This is a genomic window from Streptomyces cyanogenus (assembly GCF_017526105.1).
GTDB classification, from domain to species: Bacteria; Actinomycetota; Actinomycetes; order Streptomycetales; family Streptomycetaceae; genus Streptomyces; species Streptomyces cyanogenus.
The window spans coordinates 7234343-7253902 of the sequence record NZ_CP071839.1 but is presented as its reverse complement, the minus strand read 5'-3'; the positions used below and the strand labels follow the sequence as shown (position 1 = coordinate 7253902).

The following is a 19560-nucleotide window of genomic DNA, read 5'->3' as shown; positions in this document are numbered from 1 at the left end:
GGGCTCATCGCACTCTGAAGACCGGCCCACGCGGCGTGAACGGCAGGTGACCTCCCTGCGGGATCAGGTAGGCGTGTTCCCTGCGTACCCGCAGCGTGTCGCACCAGCCGTCGGTGATGACCAGCACCGGGGCGCCGGGCGGGAAGTCCTCGGCCCGGAGCAGCAGGTCGATGCCGGGCTGCAGGACCGTACCGCCGCGCCCGTGCACCCGCACCCGGCCGGCGATCTCGGTGACCGGAAGGTAGCCGGCGTCGTGCGGGGCGGCGTCGCAGAACACCACGCGGGCGGCCGGCACGTCGCGGGACTCGGCGTAGGAGGCGATCGCGCCGAGCGCCTTGCCGAGCAGCGTGGTACTCATCGAACCGGAGGTGTCGAGGACCACGCCGAAGGTGCAGCGGGCGATCTCCTCCGGCGGGAAGTAGCGGCCCGCGCGCGGGATGTCGGGGGTGGAGGCCTGGCGGCGGGCGGGGCGGGCAAAGGACCGTACGGGCTCCGGGCGCGGGACGAACTCGTCGAACCAGCGGGCCAGTTGCGCGTCCCAGGGCAACGGCGGGTGGCTGAGGGCACGGATCTCCGCGACCAGGCCGCCGGGCAGGAACCCGCGTTCCTGCGCCTGGTGCAGGTCGAGGCCGCGGGTGAGGCCGCGGCGGTAGAACTCGTCCAGGTCGACATAGTCGCCGGCCGGGCGGAGCGGGCCGCCGAGTACGTCGCCGGCGCCCTTGCCGCGCAGGGTGGCCAGGCGGCGCATCCGGCGCAGGTCGCCGGCGATGCGGTCGTAGACCTCCTCGGCGGACAGGCCGGCCAGCCGCGGGTCGTGCAGCAGTCCCTCGGGCATGGTGCCGACCTGCATCTCGACCAGCCAGCCGTTGATGACGTAGTCGCAGGCGATGTTGAACAGGTAGGGGTCGCGGGTGCCGCAGCGGTCGCCGTGGCGCAGGGCGGCGTGCAGCATCTCGTGGGCGAGGATGAACCGCCACTCCTCGTCCTCGAAGGTGCGCAGCGGGTTGACGTAGATCTCGCCGGCCTCGGGGTCGACGGCGGCGATCTGGATGCCGTGGGCGCGGGCGAGTTCGGCGTCGGCGACCAGGGTGATGCCGGCCGCGATGCCGCCGAGCAGCGGGTAGGAGGAGACGAACCAGCTCAGGGCCTGCTCCCAGGGGCGGCGTACGGCCGGTTCGCCGTCGAGGCTGTCCCGGCGTCCGCCCGCCATGTCCATCGCGGCGGACACCGTGCGGGTCAGGGCGGTGGCGAACGCCAGCTGGCGGTCCGGGGCGGGTCCCCGCCAGGGGAGCCATTCGGTGAGCACCTGGTCGGGTTCGGGGCCGGCGGTGCCGCAGCGCTCGTAGGCCGGCGGCAGGCCGTGGGCGCGCCAGCGGGCGGCGAGCCGCTCCTCGTCGCCGTCGGGGTAGCTCACGGGGATTTCCTCGGGGGCGGTGCCGACGGGGAAGCCGAGCAGGAAGCGGTCGACGACGACGCAGCGGGCGGCGAGGTCGTACCGGTCGGGCTGCTCACGCGCCCCCCTGGCGGCAGGGAGGTGTCCGAAGCCGAGGTGGAGTACGGCGTGCGCGAGCGCCCACGCCCAGGCGGCTGGTTCGGCGAGCCGGTCGGGGTGGGCGTGCACGGTGCCGTCGGAGTCGGTGACGAGCAGGCCCTCGCGCGGGGCCAGGACGCAGTCCTCGGTGCGGCAGACGTCGAACTCGACGGCGGCGAGTGCCGGGTTGGCGCGCAGCAGCCGCATCCCCTCGGCGAACGCCTCGCCGGCCGGGTCGCGTCTCTTCTTCGGCCGGGCGCGGCTCACCGCCGCGCCTCCACCAGTCGGGGCATGTCGCGGGCGGCCTCGACCAGGAACCACGACGGCAGGACCGGGTTGCCGTCGGCGTCGGAGGCGATGACGGTCTGGGCGACCTCGACGGAGATCTCGGCGAGCTGCACCAGCAGCGACTTGGCACGGTAGGCGGTCTGCCGGCCGTTCTCCGACATGTGTTCCTTGCTGACGGGCAGTTCCTTCACGAGGCGGCCACGGAAGGACTCGGCGAGGTAGTACAGCAGGTCGCGGTCCTGGACGCGGTGCGGCCAGCGGGCGTCGCCCTTGAGGATCGCCTCGATGCCGTACCGGCTGCGGACGACCTTGACGTAGCCGCAGAAGGCGGTGGCGTGCGCCGGGGTGAGCGTGCCGTGCGCCAGGACGTCGAGGGTCGGCTCGTCCAGGTCCGGGCCGAAGGAGTGCAGGGCGTCGGAGAGCATGTGCCAGGAACGGGGCGTGGAGAACGGCTCCTCGGTCTTGGGCGGCTTGGACCACAGGTGGTCCGGCCGGTCGGTGAGGTGGTCCACGATCCACGGGTGGATGCCGTTGTCCGCGGCCCAGGTCAGCCAGTCCCTGGCGGAGACCTCCAGGTGGACGTGGGCGAGCCGGTTCACCAGGGCCGAGGCGAGCGGCCGGGCCAGGGCGTTGTCGGTGGAGCGGTTCCCGGCGCCGATGACGATGGACCCCTCCGGCAGCTCGTAGTTCCCGATCCGGCGGTCCAGGATCAGGGAGTAGAACGCCTTCTGCACGTCCGGGGTGGCGGCGTTCAGCTCGTCCAGGAACAGGCAGTACGGCTCGTCCCGCGCGATCGCCTCCGGCGGGCAGAACACCGACCGCCCGTCCCGGATCTGCGGCACGCCGATCAGGTCCTCGGGGGCGAGCTGGGTGCCCAGCAGGCTCACGCACTCCAGACCGAGCGAGGCGGCGAACTCCCGCACCAGGGAGGACTTCCCGATCCCCGGGGCGCCCCAGAGGAAGACGGGCCGGACGGTGGCGAGACCGAGGAGGAGTTCGGGGACGCGGGCGGGGGTGACGGTGACGGCGGCCTGCAAAGCGGGGCTTCCTCGGGGTTGTTCGAGACGTGTACGACTCGGACAGTGTGCGGGGCGGGGTGGTGCGGGCGCAGCCGAATTTCAGGCGGCCCGCTCCTCCTCCACGTCCCGTGCGAGGGGCACCCCGGATCCGGACGACTCGCCCAGCCAGCGGCGCAGTACGCGGTGGATGTGCTCGGCGCCGGCCAGTTCCTCGTCGTCCGCGGCCGGGGCGGACAGCTCACGCGGGGAGAGCAGGAACGGGCGGGACTGGGCGCCGCCGAGGCCGCCGTGGGAGCCGATCTGCTCCTCGAAGGCGAGGACTTCGCCGTCGGCGGGGTCGTAGGCGGAGTTCACCATGATGTCGGCGGTGTGCGGGAAGGAGTGGGTGCGGCGGACGGCGTCGGCGGCGCCGGGGCCGAAGCGGGCCAGCGGGCCGGGGTCGTCGTCCAGCCCGGCGAGCGGGATCTCGGCGCCGTGGGCGCCGAGCACCACGCCGCCGTGTTCCTCGCTGCGCACCAGCAGGAAGCCGATGCCGGGGTGGTTGGCGAGGGTGGTGAGCAGGGCGGGGTGGCGGGCGTCGATCTCCTCCTTGGTCATGCGGTGCGGGACGTCCGGGAAGGAGATCAGGCCGAGGTTGCCGGAGGCCAGCACGATCGGCCCGGAGCGGCGGTCGGTGCGGTGGTCGTCCTTCTCCTCCACCGGCCGGCGCAGGGCGGCGCGGACGGCGGCGCGGGCCTCGGCGCCGCTGCGGGTGCGCTCCGCCCGGCGCGGGACGGGCAGCCCGCAGCCGGCCCGGACCAGGTCTTCCAGAGTGAGGCCGTAGCGGGAGCGAAAAGTTTCTCCGGGGCTCTGGCCGTGGTCGGAGAGGACGACGATGCGGTAGGGGCGCGGGGCGTGTTCGGCGACGCGTTCGAGGAGGGCGAGGGACCGGTCGAGGCGCTGCAGGACCTTCTCGGCGTCGCGGCTGTGCGGGCCGGAGTGGTGGGCGACCTCGTCGTAGGCGACGAGGTCGGCGTAGACGCAGGTGCGGCCGGCGAGCATGTCGCCCATGACCGCGGCGACGACGACGTCCCGTTCGACGACGGTGGCGAAGGCGCGCACGACCGGGTAGAGGCCGCCCCGGCCGACGCGCGGGCGCTGCCTGCGCAGGCGGGCGCGGGTGGACTGGCCGATCTCGCGGGCCACCTCGGCGAGGAAGGACAGGGCGGTGCGTACGGCGTTGGCGGGGTCGGAGAAGTAGGCGAAGTAGCCGGCGCGGGAACGGTTCGCCCGGCCACGGCGGCGGATGGCGATCGACAGCACGAGGGCCTGTTCGCCGGCGCCGCCGCTGAAGAGGTTGCCGCGGCTGGCGCCGTCGACGGTGAGCAGTCCGCCGTCACCGGTGTGCAGTGTGGCGCGGCGTTGCAGTTCGGCGGCGCTCGTCGGCCGGTTGCAGACCATCACCTCACCGCGGTCCTTCTCGTACCAGCGGAAGGCCGGGACGTCGAAGCTGGTGCCGTGCAGGATGCCGAGCTGGCTGGCGCCGGTCTGGCTGGACCAGTCGGTGCGCCAGGCAGTGAGGCGGTGGGTGGGCTGGGCGCGGTGGACCGGCGGATGCGTGGTGCCGTCCGTCGGCCGGGTACCGTCGCCGCCGGCCAGCCAACGGCCCACCGTGGGCATCAGCCCCTTCCGCACGGCTTCCACGAGAACCTCATGACCGACCCCGTCCAGCTGCACGCAGACCAGCCCGGGCGCCGTGGGGCACGGCGGACGGGCCCGGCGGCTGCGGGTGGCGAGGCGGTGCAGGCGGCGCCGGTAGGTCTCGTCGTCGCGGACGGCGAGGGCCGCGCCGGTGGCGGAGGCGACGGCGGACATCACGGCGGCGACGATGACGGCGGTCTCGGGGGCGGCCTCCGCGCGGCCGGAGGGGTTGACGCGCAGGGCGAGCAGCAGCAGGGAGCCGTTGAGGAAGAAGACCAGCAGGCCGAGGACGAGTGCCGGGACGAGCAGGAACAGGCGGACCAGGAGGGGCCAGACGACGGCCGAGAGGATGCCGAAGGCTCCGGCGCCGCAGGCGGCGGTGACGGCGATGCGGGTGGCGCTGTCACCGTCCGGGGACTGGAGCCGGAAGTCGGGCAGGAGTGCGGCGAGGGCCAGCATGGTGACCGTGGAGACCGCCCAGACGGTGATGCTCCGTCCTGTCTGACTGGCGATCCGTCGCCACCGCACCCCGTGCACGCCCGTACACCTCATGTCCCGGCCCTCCCCCTGCCCCGGGCGGGCAGGCGGCCCCCGTCTCGCTTCGCGGCCGCGATCGGCCCCTGCCCCACCTTGTCACACGGGTCCCAGGTCACCGTCCGTCGTAGCCGGCCGTCGGCATGGACAGCCGCCGGTGCACGCGTGCCTTCATCTGTGCGTCGTACGACGGCTCGGCCCGGCCCACGGTCTCCACGCGTACGCCCCGGCGGGCGCACTCGGCGGTGAACTCCTCGACCGACGACAGGGCCCGGCGCAGCACCCGCAGGCTGGGGGCGACGAACAGATCCACGCCGGGGCGGACCCCCTCCCAGAGGGCGCAGTGGTCGAAGCGCAGGCCACCGACGAGGAGTTCGCGGGCCACGACGTAGCCGCGTTCGGCGGCCCAGCGGGCGCACATGGCGTGCTGGCTGCGCGAGTCCACCAGGAAGGGGTCGGCCTCCAGCTCCTCCAGGGGTGTGAGGCTCGCGATGGCGGTGACCCGCACGGTCGTGAACGCGCCGAAGGCACCCCGCAGCTGTCCCATGGCGTCCCCCTCACCTCCGGGTTTCGCCGCCGACCCTACTCCTGCCCGTAGGCTTCGGGGAGTCGCGTGAAGGAGGCGAAGAAGGTGCCGGTGGAGATCACCTGGTGGGGTCACGCCACCTGCGCGGTGGAGGATGCGAACATCCGGTTTCTCACCGATCCCCTGTTCGCCCGCCGGCTGGCACATCTGCGGCGGCGCCGGGGTGCGCTGCCGCCCGCGGGGGCCCGTCAGGCGGACGTGGTGCTGGTCTCCCATCTGCACGCGGACCATCTGCATCTGCCGTCGCTGGCCTGTTTCGGGCCGGGCACGCGCCTGCTCGTGCCCCGGGGCGCACCACGGGCGGTGCCGGGTCTGCGCCGGCTGCGGCAGGTGCGGGTCACCGAGGTGGTGCCCGGGGACGAGGTGCGGATCGGGGAGGTGCTGGTCCGGGTGGTGCCCGCGCTGCACGACGGGCGGCGGCTGCCGGTGGGGCCGCGGCGTTCCCCCGCGCTGGGGTACGTCGTGGAGGGTGAGGCGCGGACGTACTTCGCCGGGGACACGGGGCTGTTCGACGCCATGGCCGAGCGGGTGGGGCCGGTGGACGTGGCGCTGTTGCCGGTGGGCGGCTGGGGGCCGTACCTCGGGGAGGGGCATCTGGACGCGGGGCGGGCGGCGCGGGCACTGGCCCGGCTGGCGCCGCGGGCCGCGGTGCCGGTGCACTACGGGACGTACTGGCCGATCGGCATGGACGCGGTGCGTCCGCACGAGTTCCATGCGCCGGGGGACGAGTTCGTGCGACTGGCGGCGGTGGCGGCGCCGCAGGTGGCGGTGCACCGGCTGGGGCACGGGGAGAGCGTGCGGCTGGAGGTTGCGCGGTGACGTGGCTCGCCGACGCGTCGCGCACGGTGACGACCGGGTCCGCGCAGCAGGCGGTGGGCTATCCGGCGTTGTTCCTGCTGGTGTTGATCGGCGCGCTGGTGCCGGTCGTGCCGACGGGTGCGCTGGTGAGTTCGGCGGCGGTGGTGGCGTTCCACCGGACGGCGCCGTTCGCGTTGGCGCTGGTGTTCGTGACGGCGTCGTCGGCCGCGTTCCTGGGGGACGCCGCGTTGTACTGGCTGGGGCGGCGCGGGACGACGTCGAGGAACGGGTCGCGGTGGCTGGAGGCGATCCGGCAGCGGGCACCGGAGGAACGGCTGGCGCAGGCGCGGGGGAAGCTGGCGGAGCACGGGATCGCCGTGCTGGTGCTGTCACGGCTCGTCCCTGCGGGGCGGATACCGGTGATGCTGGCGTGCCTGATGGCGGAATGGCCGCTACGGCGGTTCGCGCGGGGGAATCTGCCCGCGTGTCTCGCGTGGGCTGCCACGTATCAGCTGATCGGGATTCTGGGGGGCTCCTTGTTCAAGGAGCCGTGGGAGGGCGTGGTGGTGGCGGTCGCGCTGACCGTGGCCGTCGGTGCGGTGCCCGGTGTGTGGCGGCGGGTCCGGGCTGCCGGATGAGGTCGCGGGGTGCGGGTGCGGTGCGGCCGGTGACGCCCGTGCGGTGGAGCGCAGGGACGGCGCCGCACCCGGGGGCGTGTTCAGTCCAGGACTCCTGAAGCGCCTACCGGCAGGTCCCACAGGTCTTCGCGGTCCAGCCCGGCCTTCTCCCAGGCCGTCCTCACCCGGGTGAGCGGTTCGAGGACCGGTTCGGCCGAGAGGACGAAGGTGCCCCAGTGCATGGGGGCCATGCGGCGGGCGCCGAGGTCGAGGGTGGCCTGGACGGCTTCCTCGGGGTCGCAGTGGACGTCGCTGAGCCACCAGCGGGGGTCGTAGGCGCCGATGGGCATGAGGGCGAGGTCGATGCCGGGGTAGCGGCGGCCGATGCGGGAGAACCAGTGGCCGTAGCCGGTGTCGCCGGCGAAGTAGAGGCGTTGCCCGTCGGGTGCGGTGAGCACCCAGCCGCCCCACAGGCTGTGGCAGGTGTCGGTGAGGGTGCGCTTGGACCAGTGGTGAGCGGGGACGAAGTCGAAGCGGACGCCGGAGAGTTCCGCGCCCTCCCACCAGTCCAGCTCGGTGATGACGGTGAACCGGCGGCGGCGGAACCAGTTGCCGAGACCGGCGGGTACGAACACCGGGGTGTCTCGCGGGAGCCGGCGCAGGGTGGGGGCGTCCAGGTGGTCGTAGTGGTTGTGGCTGATGACCACGGCGTCGACGCGGGGCAGGGTGTCCCAGGGCACGCCCACGGGGGTGATGCGGGCCGGGGTGCCTAGGATGCGGCGGGACCAGACGGGGTCGGTCAGGACGGTGAGCCCGCCGACGCGGACGATCCAGCTGGCGTGTCCCGCCCAGGTGACGGCGAGGGTGCGGGCACCGACGCGGGGAAGGGGAGCCGGTTCGTAGGGCAGGCGGGCGATGTCGGCGAGCCCTTCGGGGCCGGGGCGTACGGCGCCTTCGCGGGCGAAGCGGGCGAGGGCCTTGAGGCCGGGCAGCGGCGCGGTGAGCCGGTCGTGGAACGTGCGGGGCCAGACCCGGTGTTCGCCGAGGGGGCGGGGCTCGGCCAGCGGGGGGAACGGGGACGCGAGGGGGGCCGGGGCGTCGGCCTCGCCGGTCGCCGTGGGCGCCGTGAGAGCCGTGGTTCTCGCGGTCGCCGTGGTCGTCGTAGAAGCCGCGGTCGCCGTGGTCGTCGTAGAAGCCGCGGTCGCCGTGGTCGTCGTAGGAGCCGTTGCCGTGGTCGCCGTGGGAGCCGTTGTTGCCGTGGTCGTGGTGGCCGGTCCGGGCTCATGCGTCTGCTGCGTCATCGAGGAGGCTCCCATCGCTGAGCGTCGTCGCGGAGATCGTCGAAGGCCGACCTCAAGGAGATCAACGCGCGTTGCACGTGCGGCAGTTCCAACGGCGCGGGTGACGTGAGGCATTCCGTGCGTTCCTCGTCCGTGCCACCCAGCAGGGGGCCGGTGGCGAGCCGTACGCGCAGTGCGCCGAGGTCGTCGCCGAAGCGGTGACCGCCGGGCGCGGGCAGGCCGAGCCGGGCGGTGAGCAGGTCCTCCAGGTCCTGGGCGTCGCCTACGCCCTGGGCGGCCAGCGGTTCGCGCAGGGGGCCGAGGTCGGCGTAGAGGTGGCGGCCGGCCTGCGGGGGCCGGGCGAGCGCGCCGGCGGCGACGACCGCGGTGTGCGCGGCGGCGGCCACGCGCGCGTGCAGCCGTACGACGGCCTCGCGGCGTTCGGTGACGGGCGGCGGCTCGTCCAGGGCGTAGCCGGCGGCCGCGGCGACCGGTGCGGCGATGCGTGCGCCGAGGGCGGTGAGGATGTCGAGCACGCGCGCGTGGAGGTGCCGCCCGCCGTCGGTGGCCGGGAAGCGGGCGACGGCGGCGGGCCAGCCGGGGGGCAGCAGGGCGCCGGCCAGGTCGGTGACGACGGTGACCTGGTCGGGCTGCATCTCCGCGGGGCTGAGCAGCACGGTCTCGTGCGGGTCGTGCAGGGTGTCGCGCCAGGTCTCGTCGCTGACCAGGTGGAGGCCCTCGGAGGTGGCGGCCTCGATGGTCTCGTGCAGCAGCTCGGGCGGGGCGACGGTGGCGGTGGGGTCGTCGGCGACGGACAGCACCAGCAGCCGGGGGTCGCCACCCTCGGCGCGGACCCGGCGGACGGTCTCCAGCAGGGCGTAGGGGTCGGGGACGCCGCCGCTCTCGGCAGGGGTCGGCACGTGGTAGGCGGGCCGGCCGAGCAGCCGGGCGTACGGCGCCCACCAGGCGGCGCAGGGGCGGGGTACGAGGATGTCGGCGCCGTCGCCGGAGAGCGCGGCGGTAAGGGCGAGCAGCAGGGCGGGGGCGCCGGGTCCGGCGGCCACCTGGTCGGGGACGGTGGGCAGTCCGCGGCGGGTCCAGTAGCCGCAGGCGGCTTCCAGCAGGGCGGGCGCGCCGCCGACGGGCTGGGCTTCGGCGCGGTCCGCCGCGGCGGCGAGTACGGCGGAGAGTTCGGGCAGGACGGGGAGGCCGTCGGCGGGGAGGGGCGGGCCGTAGCGGACGGGGCCGTGGTCCTCACCGGGGTCCGTCCGCCGCATGTCCGCCTCCGCGCAGTCCGTGGTGCCGTTGTGCCCGGTCCGGGCCGTGCCGTCCGCCGTCCTCGTGGGCCGTCGTCCTGTCCTCCTGGGCCGCGGTGTGCCGGGCTCGTGGGGCGTCGGGACCGTGCCGTGATCTCCTGGTGCGAATGTTTCCCTTGAACTCCTGCCCCGAACTCGCGCCGTGATCCGGGCGGCGCTCTCGGGAGGCTGTGTACCCGCCGGACGGCGCTCCATGGGCGGCGTCCAAAGTTGCCCGGGTCACATCCCGGCGGGCCGGCCGCCCAGGGTGCGCCGGTGGCCGTACAGCCGGTAGCCGGCGCCCGCGCAGGCGGCGGCGATGCAGGCCGCGCCGGCGGCGAGCGCCGGGACCGAGTCGTTGAAGGTGCCGCCCCGCCCGGCGTCCACGCCGTGCTGGACGGCGGCCGAGGTGCAGCCCGCGTCGTCGTGGGAGTCGCGGCAGGAGTGGCCGTCGCCGTCCGGGCAGCGCGTCCCCGCTCCGGCACACTCGTGCCCGGCCCCCTCCTGCCGCCCACCGTCCTGCCCGGTCCCGTCACGCCCGCCACCGTCCTGCCCGGTCCCGTCACGCCCGGCCTGATCGCGCCCGGCACTCTCCCGGCCGCCCCCGTCCTGCCCGGCACCGACCTGCCCGCCGCCGTCCCGCCCGGCACCGGCCTTCCCGGCCCCGTCGCCCCCGGCATCCCCACTCCCGGCCCCGCCACTCGCCTGCCCGGCCCCGCCGGTCCCGGCCCAGTCGGGCCCGGCACCCACCTCCCCGGCCGCACCGGTCCCGGCCCAGTCAGGCCCGACGCCCGCTTGCCCGGCCCCGTCGGCACCGGCACCGGCACCGGCCTGCCCGCCGCCGTCACGCACCGCCCCGTCCTGCCCGCAGGACGCGCCGTCCGGTCCGGCCGGTGCGCCGGCGTCGGGAGGGACGAGCACCGGTCCGAGGACGGGGTCGCAGACCGCGGAGCCGGCGCCGGTGCCGGGACTGGCCTCGACGACCGGACCGGCGAGGGCCGCGGGCCCGGCGAAGGCTGTCGACTCAGCGAGGGCTGCGGGCCGGGCAAAGGCTGCGGGCCCAGCGAAGGCCGCGAGCCCGGCGAAGGCTACGGACCTGGCGAAAACTCCTGGCCCGGCGACGACGGCCGGCCCGGTAAAGGCGGCGGGACCGGCAACGACGGCCGGCCCGGCGAAGACTGCAGGCCCGGCGAAGACTGCAGGCCCGGCGAAGGCGGCCGGCCCGGTGAGGGCGAGCACGGCACCGGCGGCGAAGGCGGCGGACAGGGCGCGAGCGGTGCGGCGCATGGGAGGGGCTCCTCGGCGGACGTCGACGGTCGGGCGGTACGCCGGCGCACCGGTACGACGGCAACGCCGTGCGGCGTCCGGGTACGGGGACACGGGGCGTGCCCCCGCTGCCATGACAGCCCGCGGCCGGCCGTACCGCGCGCGGCCGGAGCCCATTAGCGGGACGCGCGGGGCCGCCCGGGTGAGAGCGCACACGAGCTGCCGCCGTCCGCACCGCCGTCCGGGTCGCCCGTGCGGTGCCGGAGGTTTTCCGTCCCTCTCGCCGGTGACTCGGTACCCGCTGACCGGATCGTCCACCTCGTACTCCACCGGGAGGTCTCTCCATGAGCACCAAGGTCTCGGACCACATCCTCGAGCGGTTGCGCGCTTGGGGTGTGGAACAGGTTTTCGGCTATCCGGGCGACGGCATCAACGGGTTGCTCGCGGCCTGGGGCCGAGCCGAGGACCAGCCGCGGTTCATCCAGTCCCGGCACGAGGAGATGTCCGCCTTCGAGGCGGTCGGGTACGCGAAGTTCAGCGGCCGTATCGGGGTGTGCGCGGCGACATCGGGACCGGGTGCCATCCACCTGCTCAACGGTCTGTACGACGCGAAGCTGGACCACGTGCCGGTGCTGGCGATCGTCGGCCAGACCAACCGGACCGCGATGGGCGGCTCCTACCAGCAGGAGGTCGACCTGCACACGCTGTACAAGGACGTCGCCTCGGAGTTCGTGGAAACGGTGACGGTACCCGAGCAGCTGCCGAACGTGCTGGACCGGGCGATCCGTACGGCGTACGCGCGACGCTGCCCGACGGCGCTGATCATCCCGGGTGATGTGCAGGAGCTCGACTACTCGCCGCCGACGCACGAGTTCAAGATGGTGCCGTCGAGTCTGGGGATGAGCGACTTCACGGCGACCCCGACGGACGAGGCGCTGCGCCGGGCGGCGGACGTGCTGAACGCGGGCGACAAGGTCGCCATCCTGATCGGGCAGGGTGCCGCGGGTGCGGTCGCGGAGGTGCGGGAGGTCGCCGAGCTGCTCGGTGCGGGGGTGGCGAAGGCCCTGCTCGGCAAGGACGTGCTGAGCGACGAGCTGCCGTATGTGACGGGGCCGATCGGGCTGCTGGGGAGCCGGCCGTCGTACGAGCTGATGCGGGACTGCGACACGCTGCTGACGATCGGTTCGTCGTTCCCGTACACGCAGTTCATGCCGGACTTCGGCAAGGCCCGTGCGGTGCAGATCGACATCGACGCGCACATGATCGGCATGCGCTACCCGTACGAGGTGAACCTGGTCGGTGACGCCCGGGCGACGCTGCAGCGGCTGATTCCGCTGCTGAAGGCGGAGGGGCGCGGGCGCGAGTGGTACGACACGGTGTGCGCGAACGTGAAGCGCTGGCACGAGACGATGGAGCGGCGGGCCCGGCTGTCGGCGGATCCGATCAACCCGGAGTACGTGGCGCGGGCGCTGGATCCGCTGCTGCCGGACAACGCGATCCTGACCTCCGACTCCGGTTCGGTCGCGAACTGGTACGCGCGGCACATCACGATGCGGCCCGGCATGCGCGGTTCACTGTCCGGGACGCTGGCGACGATGGGCCCGGGGGTGCCGTACGCGATCGGGGCGAAGTTCGCACATCCGGACCGGCCGGTGGTCGCGCTGGTCGGGGACGGCGCGATGCAGATGAACGGCCTGGCGGAGATGATCACGGCGGCGAAGTACCGGGACCGCTGGTCGGATCCGCGGCTGGTGGTGGCCGTGTGGAACAACCAGGACCTGAACCAGGTGACCTGGGAGATGCGGGCGATGGAGGGTGCTCCGTCCTTCCTGCCGTCGCAGTCGATCCCGGACGTCCAGTACGCGGCCTTCGCCCGGTCGCTCGGCCTGACCGGGATCCGGGTGGAGAAGCCGGAGGACGTCGAGTCGGGCTGGCGGGCCGCGCTGGACGCGGACGGGCCGGCGGTGATCGAGTTCCTGACCGATCCGGCGGTGCCCCCGATCCCGCCGCACGCCACGTGGGAGCAGATGGAGGCGACGGCCGCGTCGATCCTGAAGGGCGACGCCGACCGGGGTTCGATGATCAAGCAGGGGCTGAAGGCGAAGGTGCAGGAGTTCCTGCCGGGCCGGGACAAGCAGTGACCGTGCGGCACGGATTCCGTGTCGGACGCGCGGCACCGGGTACGCGGTGCGGACCTTCGACCCTCTGGAGGGAAACATGCAGCGAGGCAGTGACCGGCTGAGCGTCCACAGGGACGACGAGATGAAACACGAACTGCAGGGTCTGCTCCGGTCCGGCCATCCCACGCGTGTGGAGGAGTGGCACGACCCGGAGCCGGCCGCGGACGACGACCCGGAGGTCTGGAGCGGCCCGGTGGGCGGTCTGGGGTCTCCGGCGTCGCTGGAGCGGACCCGGCTGGAGCTGGCCCGGCACCTGAGCCGGCACGCCTTCCCCGCGAAGCCGGGCGAGCTGGCCAGGGCGCTGCGCCGCAGCAACGCGCCCGGCGGGCTGGTCGACGCGGTGGCCGGGCTGCGGCACGGGGACCAGTACCAGAACGTGCAGCAGCTCGCCGAAGCGCTGGCGGGCGGCGCGTGAGCGGCGGTCAGGCGGCGGAGATCGCGCGGGACACCACGGTCGACGTGGGGGATGCGACCACGCGGTTTCTGCTGTACGGGCTGCTGCCCGGATGGTTCGTGCCGGGGCTCGCCGACTGGGCGATGCACCGGCGCACCCGGATCGAGGACACGGCGGGGACGAGGGAGTCCCTGATCCACGCGCTGATGATGGCCGAGGTGGGTGCGCCGATCGCGCTCACCCTGAGGTACGAGGTGAATCCGCTGCTGCTGTCGGTGCAGCTCGGCGCGGCGGCGGTGCACGAGGCGACGGCGCTGTGGGACGTGCGGACGGCCGTGCGCAGTGACCGGGAGGTCAAGCCGATCGAGCAGCACATCCACAGTTTCCTGGAGTCGCTGCCGTTCGGCGGGCTGGCGTCTCTGATGTGCCTGCACGCCGACCAGGTGCGTTCGCTGCTGCGGGGCGGGCGCGGAGATCCGGACGCGTGGCGTCTGGTGCCGCGCCGGCGCCCGCTGTCGCCGGGCTACCTGGCGGCCATCGGTGTCGCGATCGGCGCGTGTGTGCTGCTGCCGTACGGCGAGGAACTGGTGCGGTGCCGGCGGGCGGCGCGGGCGCGGAAGCGGCGCGCCCGGGCCCACCGGACGGCACTGCGGAAATTGAAGGGAAGCTGAGGATCATGCGTATCGCGTTTCTGGTGGCACCCGAGGGCGTCGAGCAGGTCGAACTGACCGAGCCGTGGAAGGCGGCTTCGGACGCCGGGCACGAACCGGTGCTGGTGTCGACCGAGTCCGGGAAGATCCAGGCGTTCAACCATCTGGACAAGGCGGACACGTTCCCGGTGGACGAGGTGGTCGCCGAGGCGTCGGCCGGGTCCTTCGGTGGGCTCGTGCTGCCGGGCGGGGTCGCGAACCCGGACTTCCTGCGGATGGACGAGAAGGCCGTCGCGTTCGTGCGGGACTTCTTCGAGCAGGGCCGTCCGGTGGCCGCGATCTGCCACGCTCCGTGGACGCTGGTGGAGGCGGACGTCGTACGCGGCCGGGTGCTGACGTCGTGGCCGAGCCTGCGGACGGACATCCGCAATGCCGGCGGCACGTGGGTGGACGAGCAGGTGAAGATCTGTGACCACGGCTCCAACCAGTTGGTGACCAGCCGCAAGCCGGACGATCTGAAGGCGTTCTGCGACGCGTTCGTGCACGTGTTCGCCGGCGAGGCCGGCTGACGCCCGCCGGGGTGTGCCGGGCCGGCCCGTCACGGGCCGGCCCTTTCGCGTGGGGTGGGGGTGCCGGTCAGGTGCCGGGGGTGCCCGGAGTCGCCGCCTCGCCGCAGCTGCGTTCGCGGGCGCCCTCGCGGGTGCGGGCGGCGCTCACCAGGCGGCGGGGGTTGCGGCGCAGATACTCGCCCTCCAGCTGTGCCATGCGCTCGTTGTGGGCCCGCAGCGCGTCGTTGGAGCCGTACAGGAGTGTGTCGTGGCGCGTGCGGTGGATGGTCTCCAGCTCCTTCATGAGCTGCTGGTCGTCCAGCCGGCTGGGGTCGACTCCGGTCATGGTGCTGCCCCGCTCGTCTTGTTCGTTCATGGGCTTCGGGTACCCGCCCGGCACGCACTGCCCCCGAGTATTTTCCGGGAGGAGTTCCATGGAGCTGTCGTTCCTGAATCCACTGTACGAACATCCGGGGGCCTGGGCCTCCGCATACGTCGACCTGTCGCGGCCCGACGAGGACATGGACCACCGGCGGCATCTGACGGCGGAGGCGGTGTCCCGGCGGCTGCGGGAGCAGGGCGCCGACGAGGCGACCTGCCGGGCGGTGTACGAGGCCGTGGAGGCGCTGCGGCACGCCGCCGAGCCGTACGGCCGGGCCGTGTTCGCACGGGACGGGAAGGTGGTGCTCCAGGTGCCGCTGACGCAGGCGCCGCCGGACGGGCTGGTGCACTGGGGCACGCTGCCGCACGTCACGCCGCTGCTGGACCTGGCCGGTGAGGACCCGGTGTCGCTGGTGGCGTACATCGACCGCACCGGTGCCGACTTCGAGCTGCGCGGCGCGGTGCTGCGGGAGGACGCCGGGCACGTCACGGGCAGTCGGCAGTGGCCGGTGCACCGGGCGAAGACGTCCGACTGGTCCGAGCGGCACTTCCAGCTGAAGGTGGAGAGCACCTGGGAGCACAACGCGCGGGAGATCGCCGCGGCGCTCACGGACCGCCAGGCCCGGACCGGGGCCGACCTGCTGATCCTGTGCGGGCAGGAACGCGAGTGCCGGTCGGTGCGCGAGCAGTTGCCGCAGCAGGTGCGGGACCGGGCGGTGGAGGCCGCGCACGGTGTCGGCGGCAGGCTGCTGCCCGAGGAGGTGGAGGACATCCGGGCCCGGCACGTGCGGGAGCGGATCCTGGCCGAGGTGGACCGCTACCGGGCCGCGCGGACACCGGACGAGGAGCAGCGGACGGCGGCCGTCGAGGGCGTGCCGCAGCTGGTCGGGGCGGCCCGCGAGCACCGGCTGGCCGAGCTGCTGATCCGCCCGGACGGGCCGGACACGCACCGCGAGGTGTGGATCGGCGAGGACCCGGACCAGCTGGCGGCGCGCCGCAGGGAGCTGGGGAAGATCGGCGAGCAGCAGGCGTGGCCGGCCCGCGCCGACGACGCGCTGGTCCGGGCGGCCGTGGTGACGGACGCCCCGGTCGTGTCGCTGACCCCGGTGCTCCAGGACACCGGCGACGACATTACGGCGGGCGGCCTGGGCGCCCTGCTGCGCTGGAAATGACGGCCGCGGCGCGGTGGGCGGGTCCGCGCTACCGGGCCCGCTCCACCCGGCGTTCGTCCCACACCGGTTCCGGGGTCTCGCGGACCCGGCCGTCGCTGCCGAAGACCAGGAAGCGGTCGAAGGAGCGGGCGAACCAGCGGTCGTGGGTGACGGCGAGGACCGTGCCGTCGAAGGCCTCCAGGCCTTCCTGGAGGGCCTCGGCGGACTCCAGGTCGAGGTTGTCGGTGGGCTCGTCCAGCAGCAGCGCGGTGGCGCCGGCCAGCTCAAGCAGCAGGATCTGGAAGCGGGCCTGCTGTCCGCCGGAGAGCCGGTCGAAGGCCTGTTCGGCCTGCTGGGTGAGTTCGTAGCGGCGCAGCCGGGACATGGCCGCGCCCCGGTCCTGGGCGTGCTCCTTCCACAGGATGTCGAGGAGGGTGCGGCCCTGGAGTTCGGGGTGGGCGTGGGTCTGCGCGAAGTGTCCGGGGACCACCCGGGCACCCAGCTTCCACTCCCCGGTGTGCGCGACGTCCTCGCCGGCGAGCAGGCGCAGGAAGTGCGACTTGCCCGAGCCGTTGGAGCCGAGGACGGCGACCCGTTCGCCGTAGAAGACCTCCAGGTCGAACGGCTTCATCAGGCCGGTCAGCTCCAGTGCCGTGCAGGTGACGGCCCGCACGCCGGTACGGCCGCCCTTCAGGCGCATGGTGATGTCCTGTTCGCGCGGCGGCTCCGGCGGCGGGCCGGCCTCCTCGAACTTGCGCAGGCGGGTCTGCGCGGCCTGGTAGCGGGAGGCCATCTCATGGCTGACGGACGCGGCCTGACGGAGGTTCAGGACGAGCTTCTTCAGCTGGGCGTGCTTCTCGTCCCAGCGGCGGCGCAGCTCCTCGAAGCGGGCGAAGCGTTCGCGGCGGGCCTGGTGGTAGGTGGCGAAGCCGCCGCCGTGCACCCAGGCGTCGGCGCCGGCCGGCCCCGGTTCGACGGAGACGATCTTCTCGGCGGCGCGGGCGAGGAGTTCGCGGTCGTGGGAGACGAACAGGACGGTCTTGCGGGTCTCGCGGAGCTGCTCCTCCAGCCACCGCTTGCCGGGCACGTCGAGGTAGTTGTCGGGCTCGTCCAGCAGCAGCACCTCGTCGGTGCCGCGCAGCAGCGCCTCCAGCACGAGCCGTTTCTGCTCGCCGCCGGAGAGGGTGCGCACCTGCCGCCACTGGGCGCGCTCGTAGGGGACGCCGAGCGCGGCGGTGGTGCACATGTCCCACAGGGTCTCGGCCTCGTAACCGCGGGCCTCCGCCCAGTCGGCGAGGGCCTGTGCGTACGCGAGCTGGGCGGCCTCGTCGTCGACGGTCATGAGTGCGTGCTCGGCCCGGTCGACGGCCTGCGCGGCCTCCCGGATGCGGGGCGGGGCGACGGAGACGAGCAGGTCCCGTACGGTCGTCTCGTCCCGTACGGAGCCGACGAACTGGCGCATCACACCGAGGCCGCCGCCGACCGTGACGCTGCCGCCGTGCGGTTTCAGCTCGCCGGAGATCAGCCGCAGCAGGGTGGTCTTGCCGGCGCCGTTCGGGCCGACCAGCGCGACGGCGGCGCCTTCGCCGACCCGGAAGGACACATCGCCGACGAGCGCCCTCCCGTCGGGGAGGTGGTACTCCAGGTGAGCGGCTTCCAGATGTCCCATGAGGAGGCATTCTGCGAGGCGGGAGGGGTCGGGAGCAAACGCATATCCGGGGGCGGGCGCATCACCCCGGCCGTGTCCGGCGCCTCCACCGCCGGGCGAGGAGCGGACGTGTCCGGATCCCCCTCCGCACCGGGCGGCAGGCGCTGCGCAGACAGACAAGGAAGGGGCGCTTCAGGGTAGGCGGATCCCATGAGCCCAGACCTGGACCTGACCGGGGCCGCGACCGCCGCCCGGACCCCGCTGCGCACACTGCTCGACCTCGACGGCCGGCTGTTCGAGGCCGCCGCCGACTGGCACTGGCCCGGCGCCGAGCGCGTCCTGCCCCGCCTGAGCCGCAGCGCCAACCACGGAGTGCTGTGGTTCGCGACAGCCGCCGCGCTGGCCGCCAGCCGCACCCCCCGCGCCCGCCGGGCGGCGGCCCGGGGACTGGCCTCGCTCGGCCTGGCCTCGCTGACCATCAACACGCTCGGCAAACGCTCGGTGCGCCGGGCCCGGCCCGTGCTGGACCCGGTGCCGCTGGTGCGGCAGCTGAAGCGGCAGCCGATCACCACGTCGTTCCCGTCCGGGCACGCGGCGTCCGCGGCGGCCTTCGCGACCGGGGTGGCACTGGAGTCGCCGGCGTGGGGTGCGGCGGTGGCGCCGGTGGCGTTCTCCGTGGCGATGTCCCGGGTGTACACGGGCGTGCACTTTCCGAGCGATGTGCTGGCCGGGGCGGCGTTCGGCGCGGGCGCCGCGTTCCTGGTACGGCGCCTGGTGCCGACCCGCGCCCAGCTGCGCAGGCCCGCCCGGCCGCGGACCGAGGCGCCCGCGCTGCCCGAGGGCGACGGCCTGGTGGTGGTCGCCAACCGCTCGTCGGGGACCTCGGAGCGGGTGCGGGCGCTGCAGGACGCGCTGCCGAGGGCGGAGATCGTGGAGTGCGCTCCGGAGGAGGTCGGGGACGAGCTGGCGAAGGCGGCGGCCCGGGCACAGGTGCTCGGGGTGTGCGGCGGCGACGGCACGGTGAACGCGGCCGCCCGGGTCGCGCTGCGGCACGGCCTGCCGCTCGCGGTGCTGCCGGGCGGCACCCTCAACCACTTCGCCTACGACCTGGGCGTGGAGGACGAACGCCAGCTGGCCCGGGCGATCCGGCACGGTGAGGCCGTCCGGGTGGACGCGGGGCGGTTCGCCACCCGGGACACCGAGGGCCTGTTCCTCAACACGCTCAGCCTGGGGGTGTACCCGGAACTGGTCCGGGCGCGGGACCGCTGGTCGCACCGGATCGGCGGCTGGCCGGCCGGGGTGCTCGGCGCACTGCGCGTGCTGCGCGCCGACCGGCATCCGCTGGAGGTGGAGGTGGGCGGTGAACGGCGTCCGCTGTGGTTGCTGTTCGTCGGCAACGGCGTCTACCACCGCATGGGACTCGCACCGGGCCGCCGGACCGATCTGGCGGACGGCCTGCTGGACGTGCGGGTGGTGCACGGCAGCCGCAGGCCCGCGCTGCGGCTGCTCGCGGCGGCCGCCGCCGGCCCGCTGACCCGGTCGCCCGCGCACGCGGCGGTACAGGTGAACCGGCTACGGCTGACCGGCATCGAACCGGACACCCCGCTGGCATACGACGGTGAGGTCACGACGGTGTCGGGCGACATGACGCTGGAGAAGCTGCCGGAGGCGCTGACGGTCTACCGCCCTCTTGAGACGGGTTTCTGACGATCAG

General features: G+C 74.2%; 17 protein-coding genes. 8 read left to right on the top strand and 9 right to left on the bottom strand.

Annotation, left to right across the window (positions count from 1 at the left end; all coding sequences use genetic code 11):
- Positions 1 to 4: 4 nt before the first annotated feature.
- From S1361_RS32550 to S1361_RS32535, 4 genes are all read right to left on the bottom strand, one after another.
- Positions 5 to 1738: a vWA domain-containing protein gene (locus tag S1361_RS32550; protein WP_208036867.1), complete on the bottom strand. Its 1734-nt coding sequence runs from the start codon at positions 1736 to 1738 to the stop codon at positions 5 to 7.
- Between the two features lie 56 nt (positions 1739 to 1794).
- Positions 1795 to 2856 (bottom strand): ATP-binding protein, encoded by a 1062-nt coding sequence (locus tag S1361_RS32545; protein ID WP_208035450.1) that lies wholly within the window; start codon positions 2854 to 2856, stop codon positions 1795 to 1797.
- An 81-nt stretch (positions 2857 to 2937) separates the two neighbouring features.
- On the bottom strand, positions 2938 to 5070 hold the full coding sequence (locus S1361_RS32540) for a phage holin family protein (protein WP_243769384.1): 2133 nt from the start codon (positions 5068 to 5070) through the stop codon (positions 2938 to 2940).
- 97 nt (positions 5071 to 5167) lie between these two features.
- Positions 5168 to 5599, bottom strand: a complete 432-nt coding sequence (locus S1361_RS32535) for a hypothetical protein (protein WP_208035449.1) — start codon at positions 5597 to 5599, stop codon at positions 5168 to 5170.
- 84 nt (positions 5600 to 5683) lie between these two features.
- Here S1361_RS32535 and S1361_RS32530 point away from each other — a divergent pair, with 84 nt between their 5' ends.
- Positions 5684 to 6457 (top strand): MBL fold metallo-hydrolase, encoded by a 774-nt coding sequence (locus S1361_RS32530; protein WP_208036865.1) that lies wholly within the window; start codon positions 5684 to 5686, stop codon positions 6455 to 6457.
- Positions 6454 to 7074 carry a DedA family protein gene (locus S1361_RS32525; protein WP_208035448.1) on the top strand — a complete coding sequence of 207 codons (621 nt, stop codon included), beginning with the start codon at positions 6454 to 6456 and terminating at the stop codon, positions 7072 to 7074. Before S1361_RS32530 ends, S1361_RS32525 begins: the two co-directional genes overlap by 4 nt.
- 80 nt (positions 7075 to 7154) lie before the next feature.
- On the opposite strand, the gene S1361_RS32520 is transcribed toward S1361_RS32525, so the two are convergent.
- From S1361_RS32520 to S1361_RS32510, 3 genes are all read right to left on the bottom strand, one after another.
- A complete protein-coding gene (locus S1361_RS32520) occupies positions 7155 to 8354 on the bottom strand; it encodes an MBL fold metallo-hydrolase (RefSeq protein WP_208035447.1) in 1200 nt (399 codons plus the stop codon).
- On the bottom strand, positions 8351 to 9610 hold the full coding sequence (locus S1361_RS32515; protein WP_208035446.1) for an aminotransferase class I/II-fold pyridoxal phosphate-dependent enzyme: 1260 nt from the start codon (positions 9608 to 9610) through the stop codon (positions 8351 to 8353). Before S1361_RS32515 ends, S1361_RS32520 begins: the two co-directional genes overlap by 4 nt.
- 258 nt (positions 9611 to 9868) lie before the next feature.
- Positions 9869 to 10915, bottom strand: coding sequence for a hypothetical protein (locus S1361_RS32510; RefSeq protein WP_208035445.1), 1047 nt, complete (start codon positions 10913 to 10915; stop codon positions 9869 to 9871).
- A 323-nt stretch (positions 10916 to 11238) separates the two neighbouring features.
- Between S1361_RS32510 and S1361_RS32505 the strand changes: the two genes are divergently transcribed.
- The 4 genes from S1361_RS32505 (at position 11239) to S1361_RS32490 (ending at position 14687) form a co-directional block, all read left to right on the top strand.
- Positions 11239 to 13035, top strand: coding sequence for a thiamine pyrophosphate-requiring protein (locus S1361_RS32505; RefSeq protein WP_208035444.1), 1797 nt, complete (start codon positions 11239 to 11241; stop codon positions 13033 to 13035).
- A gap of 76 nt (positions 13036 to 13111) precedes the next feature.
- Complete coding sequence (locus S1361_RS32500; RefSeq protein WP_208035443.1) at positions 13112 to 13489, top strand: DUF2795 domain-containing protein; 378 nt, start codon at positions 13112 to 13114, stop codon at positions 13487 to 13489.
- Positions 13486 to 14139, top strand: coding sequence for a diguanylate cyclase (locus tag S1361_RS32495; protein ID WP_208035442.1), 654 nt, complete (start codon positions 13486 to 13488; stop codon positions 14137 to 14139). Before S1361_RS32500 ends, S1361_RS32495 begins: the two co-directional genes overlap by 4 nt.
- A gap of 5 nt (positions 14140 to 14144) precedes the next feature.
- Positions 14145 to 14687, top strand: coding sequence for a type 1 glutamine amidotransferase domain-containing protein (locus tag S1361_RS32490; protein ID WP_208035441.1), 543 nt, complete (start codon positions 14145 to 14147; stop codon positions 14685 to 14687).
- A 67-nt stretch (positions 14688 to 14754) separates the two neighbouring features.
- Here the strand turns inward: S1361_RS32490 and S1361_RS32485 are convergent, their stop codons facing one another.
- Entirely contained in the window at positions 14755 to 15042 is a 288-nt protein-coding gene (locus S1361_RS32485) for a DUF6158 family protein (RefSeq protein ID WP_208035440.1), read from the bottom strand.
- A gap of 58 nt (positions 15043 to 15100) precedes the next feature.
- Between S1361_RS32485 and S1361_RS32480 the strand changes: the two genes are divergently transcribed.
- Positions 15101 to 16219, top strand: a complete 1119-nt coding sequence (locus tag S1361_RS32480) for a baeRF2 domain-containing protein (RefSeq protein ID WP_208035439.1) — start codon at positions 15101 to 15103, stop codon at positions 16217 to 16219.
- 28 nt (positions 16220 to 16247) lie between these two features.
- Here the strand turns inward: S1361_RS32480 and S1361_RS32475 are convergent, their stop codons facing one another.
- The gene (locus tag S1361_RS32475) at positions 16248 to 17867 is read right to left on the bottom strand and encodes an ABC-F family ATP-binding cassette domain-containing protein (RefSeq protein ID WP_208035438.1); all 1620 of its coding nucleotides are present in this window, start codon (positions 17865 to 17867) and stop codon (positions 16248 to 16250) included.
- Between the two features lie 189 nt (positions 17868 to 18056).
- On the opposite strand from S1361_RS32475, the gene S1361_RS32470 reads away from it, so the two are divergent.
- A complete protein-coding gene (locus S1361_RS32470) occupies positions 18057 to 19553 on the top strand; it encodes a bifunctional phosphatase PAP2/diacylglycerol kinase family protein (protein WP_208035437.1) in 1497 nt (498 codons plus the stop codon).
- Positions 19554 to 19560 lie beyond the last annotated feature (7 nt).

Bases quoted from the DNA above. Each gene is read 5' to 3' on its own strand.
- S1361_RS32550 (WP_208036867.1), bottom strand. From the start codon at position 1,738: ATGCGGCTGCTGCGCGCCAACCCGGCACTCGCCGCCGTCGAGTTCGAC.
- S1361_RS32540 (WP_243769384.1), bottom strand. From the start codon at position 5,070: ATGAGGTGTACGGGCGTGCACGGGGTGCGGTGGCGACGGATCGCCAGT.
- S1361_RS32535 (WP_208035449.1), bottom strand. From the start codon at position 5,599: ATGGGACAGCTGCGGGGTGCCTTCGGCGCGTTCACGACCGTGCGGGTC.
- S1361_RS32520 (WP_208035447.1), bottom strand. From the start codon at position 8,354: ATGACGCAGCAGACGCATGAGCCCGGACCGGCCACCACGACCACGGCA.
- S1361_RS32515 (WP_208035446.1), bottom strand. From the start codon at position 9,610: ATGCGGCGGACGGACCCCGGTGAGGACCACGGCCCCGTCCGCTACGGC.
- S1361_RS32510 (WP_208035445.1), bottom strand. From the start codon at position 10,915: ATGCGCCGCACCGCTCGCGCCCTGTCCGCCGCCTTCGCCGCCGGTGCC.
- S1361_RS32505 (WP_208035444.1), top strand. From the start codon at position 11,239: ATGAGCACCAAGGTCTCGGACCACATCCTCGAGCGGTTGCGCGCTTGG.
- S1361_RS32500 (WP_208035443.1), top strand. From the start codon at position 13,112: ATGCAGCGAGGCAGTGACCGGCTGAGCGTCCACAGGGACGACGAGATG.
- S1361_RS32490 (WP_208035441.1), top strand. From the start codon at position 14,145: ATGCGTATCGCGTTTCTGGTGGCACCCGAGGGCGTCGAGCAGGTCGAA.
- S1361_RS32485 (WP_208035440.1), bottom strand. From the start codon at position 15,042: ATGAACGAACAAGACGAGCGGGGCAGCACCATGACCGGAGTCGACCCC.
- S1361_RS32480 (WP_208035439.1), top strand. From the start codon at position 15,101: ATGGAGCTGTCGTTCCTGAATCCACTGTACGAACATCCGGGGGCCTGG.
- S1361_RS32475 (WP_208035438.1), bottom strand. From the start codon at position 17,867: ATGGGACATCTGGAAGCCGCTCACCTGGAGTACCACCTCCCCGACGGG.
- S1361_RS32470 (WP_208035437.1), top strand. From the start codon at position 18,057: ATGAGCCCAGACCTGGACCTGACCGGGGCCGCGACCGCCGCCCGGACC.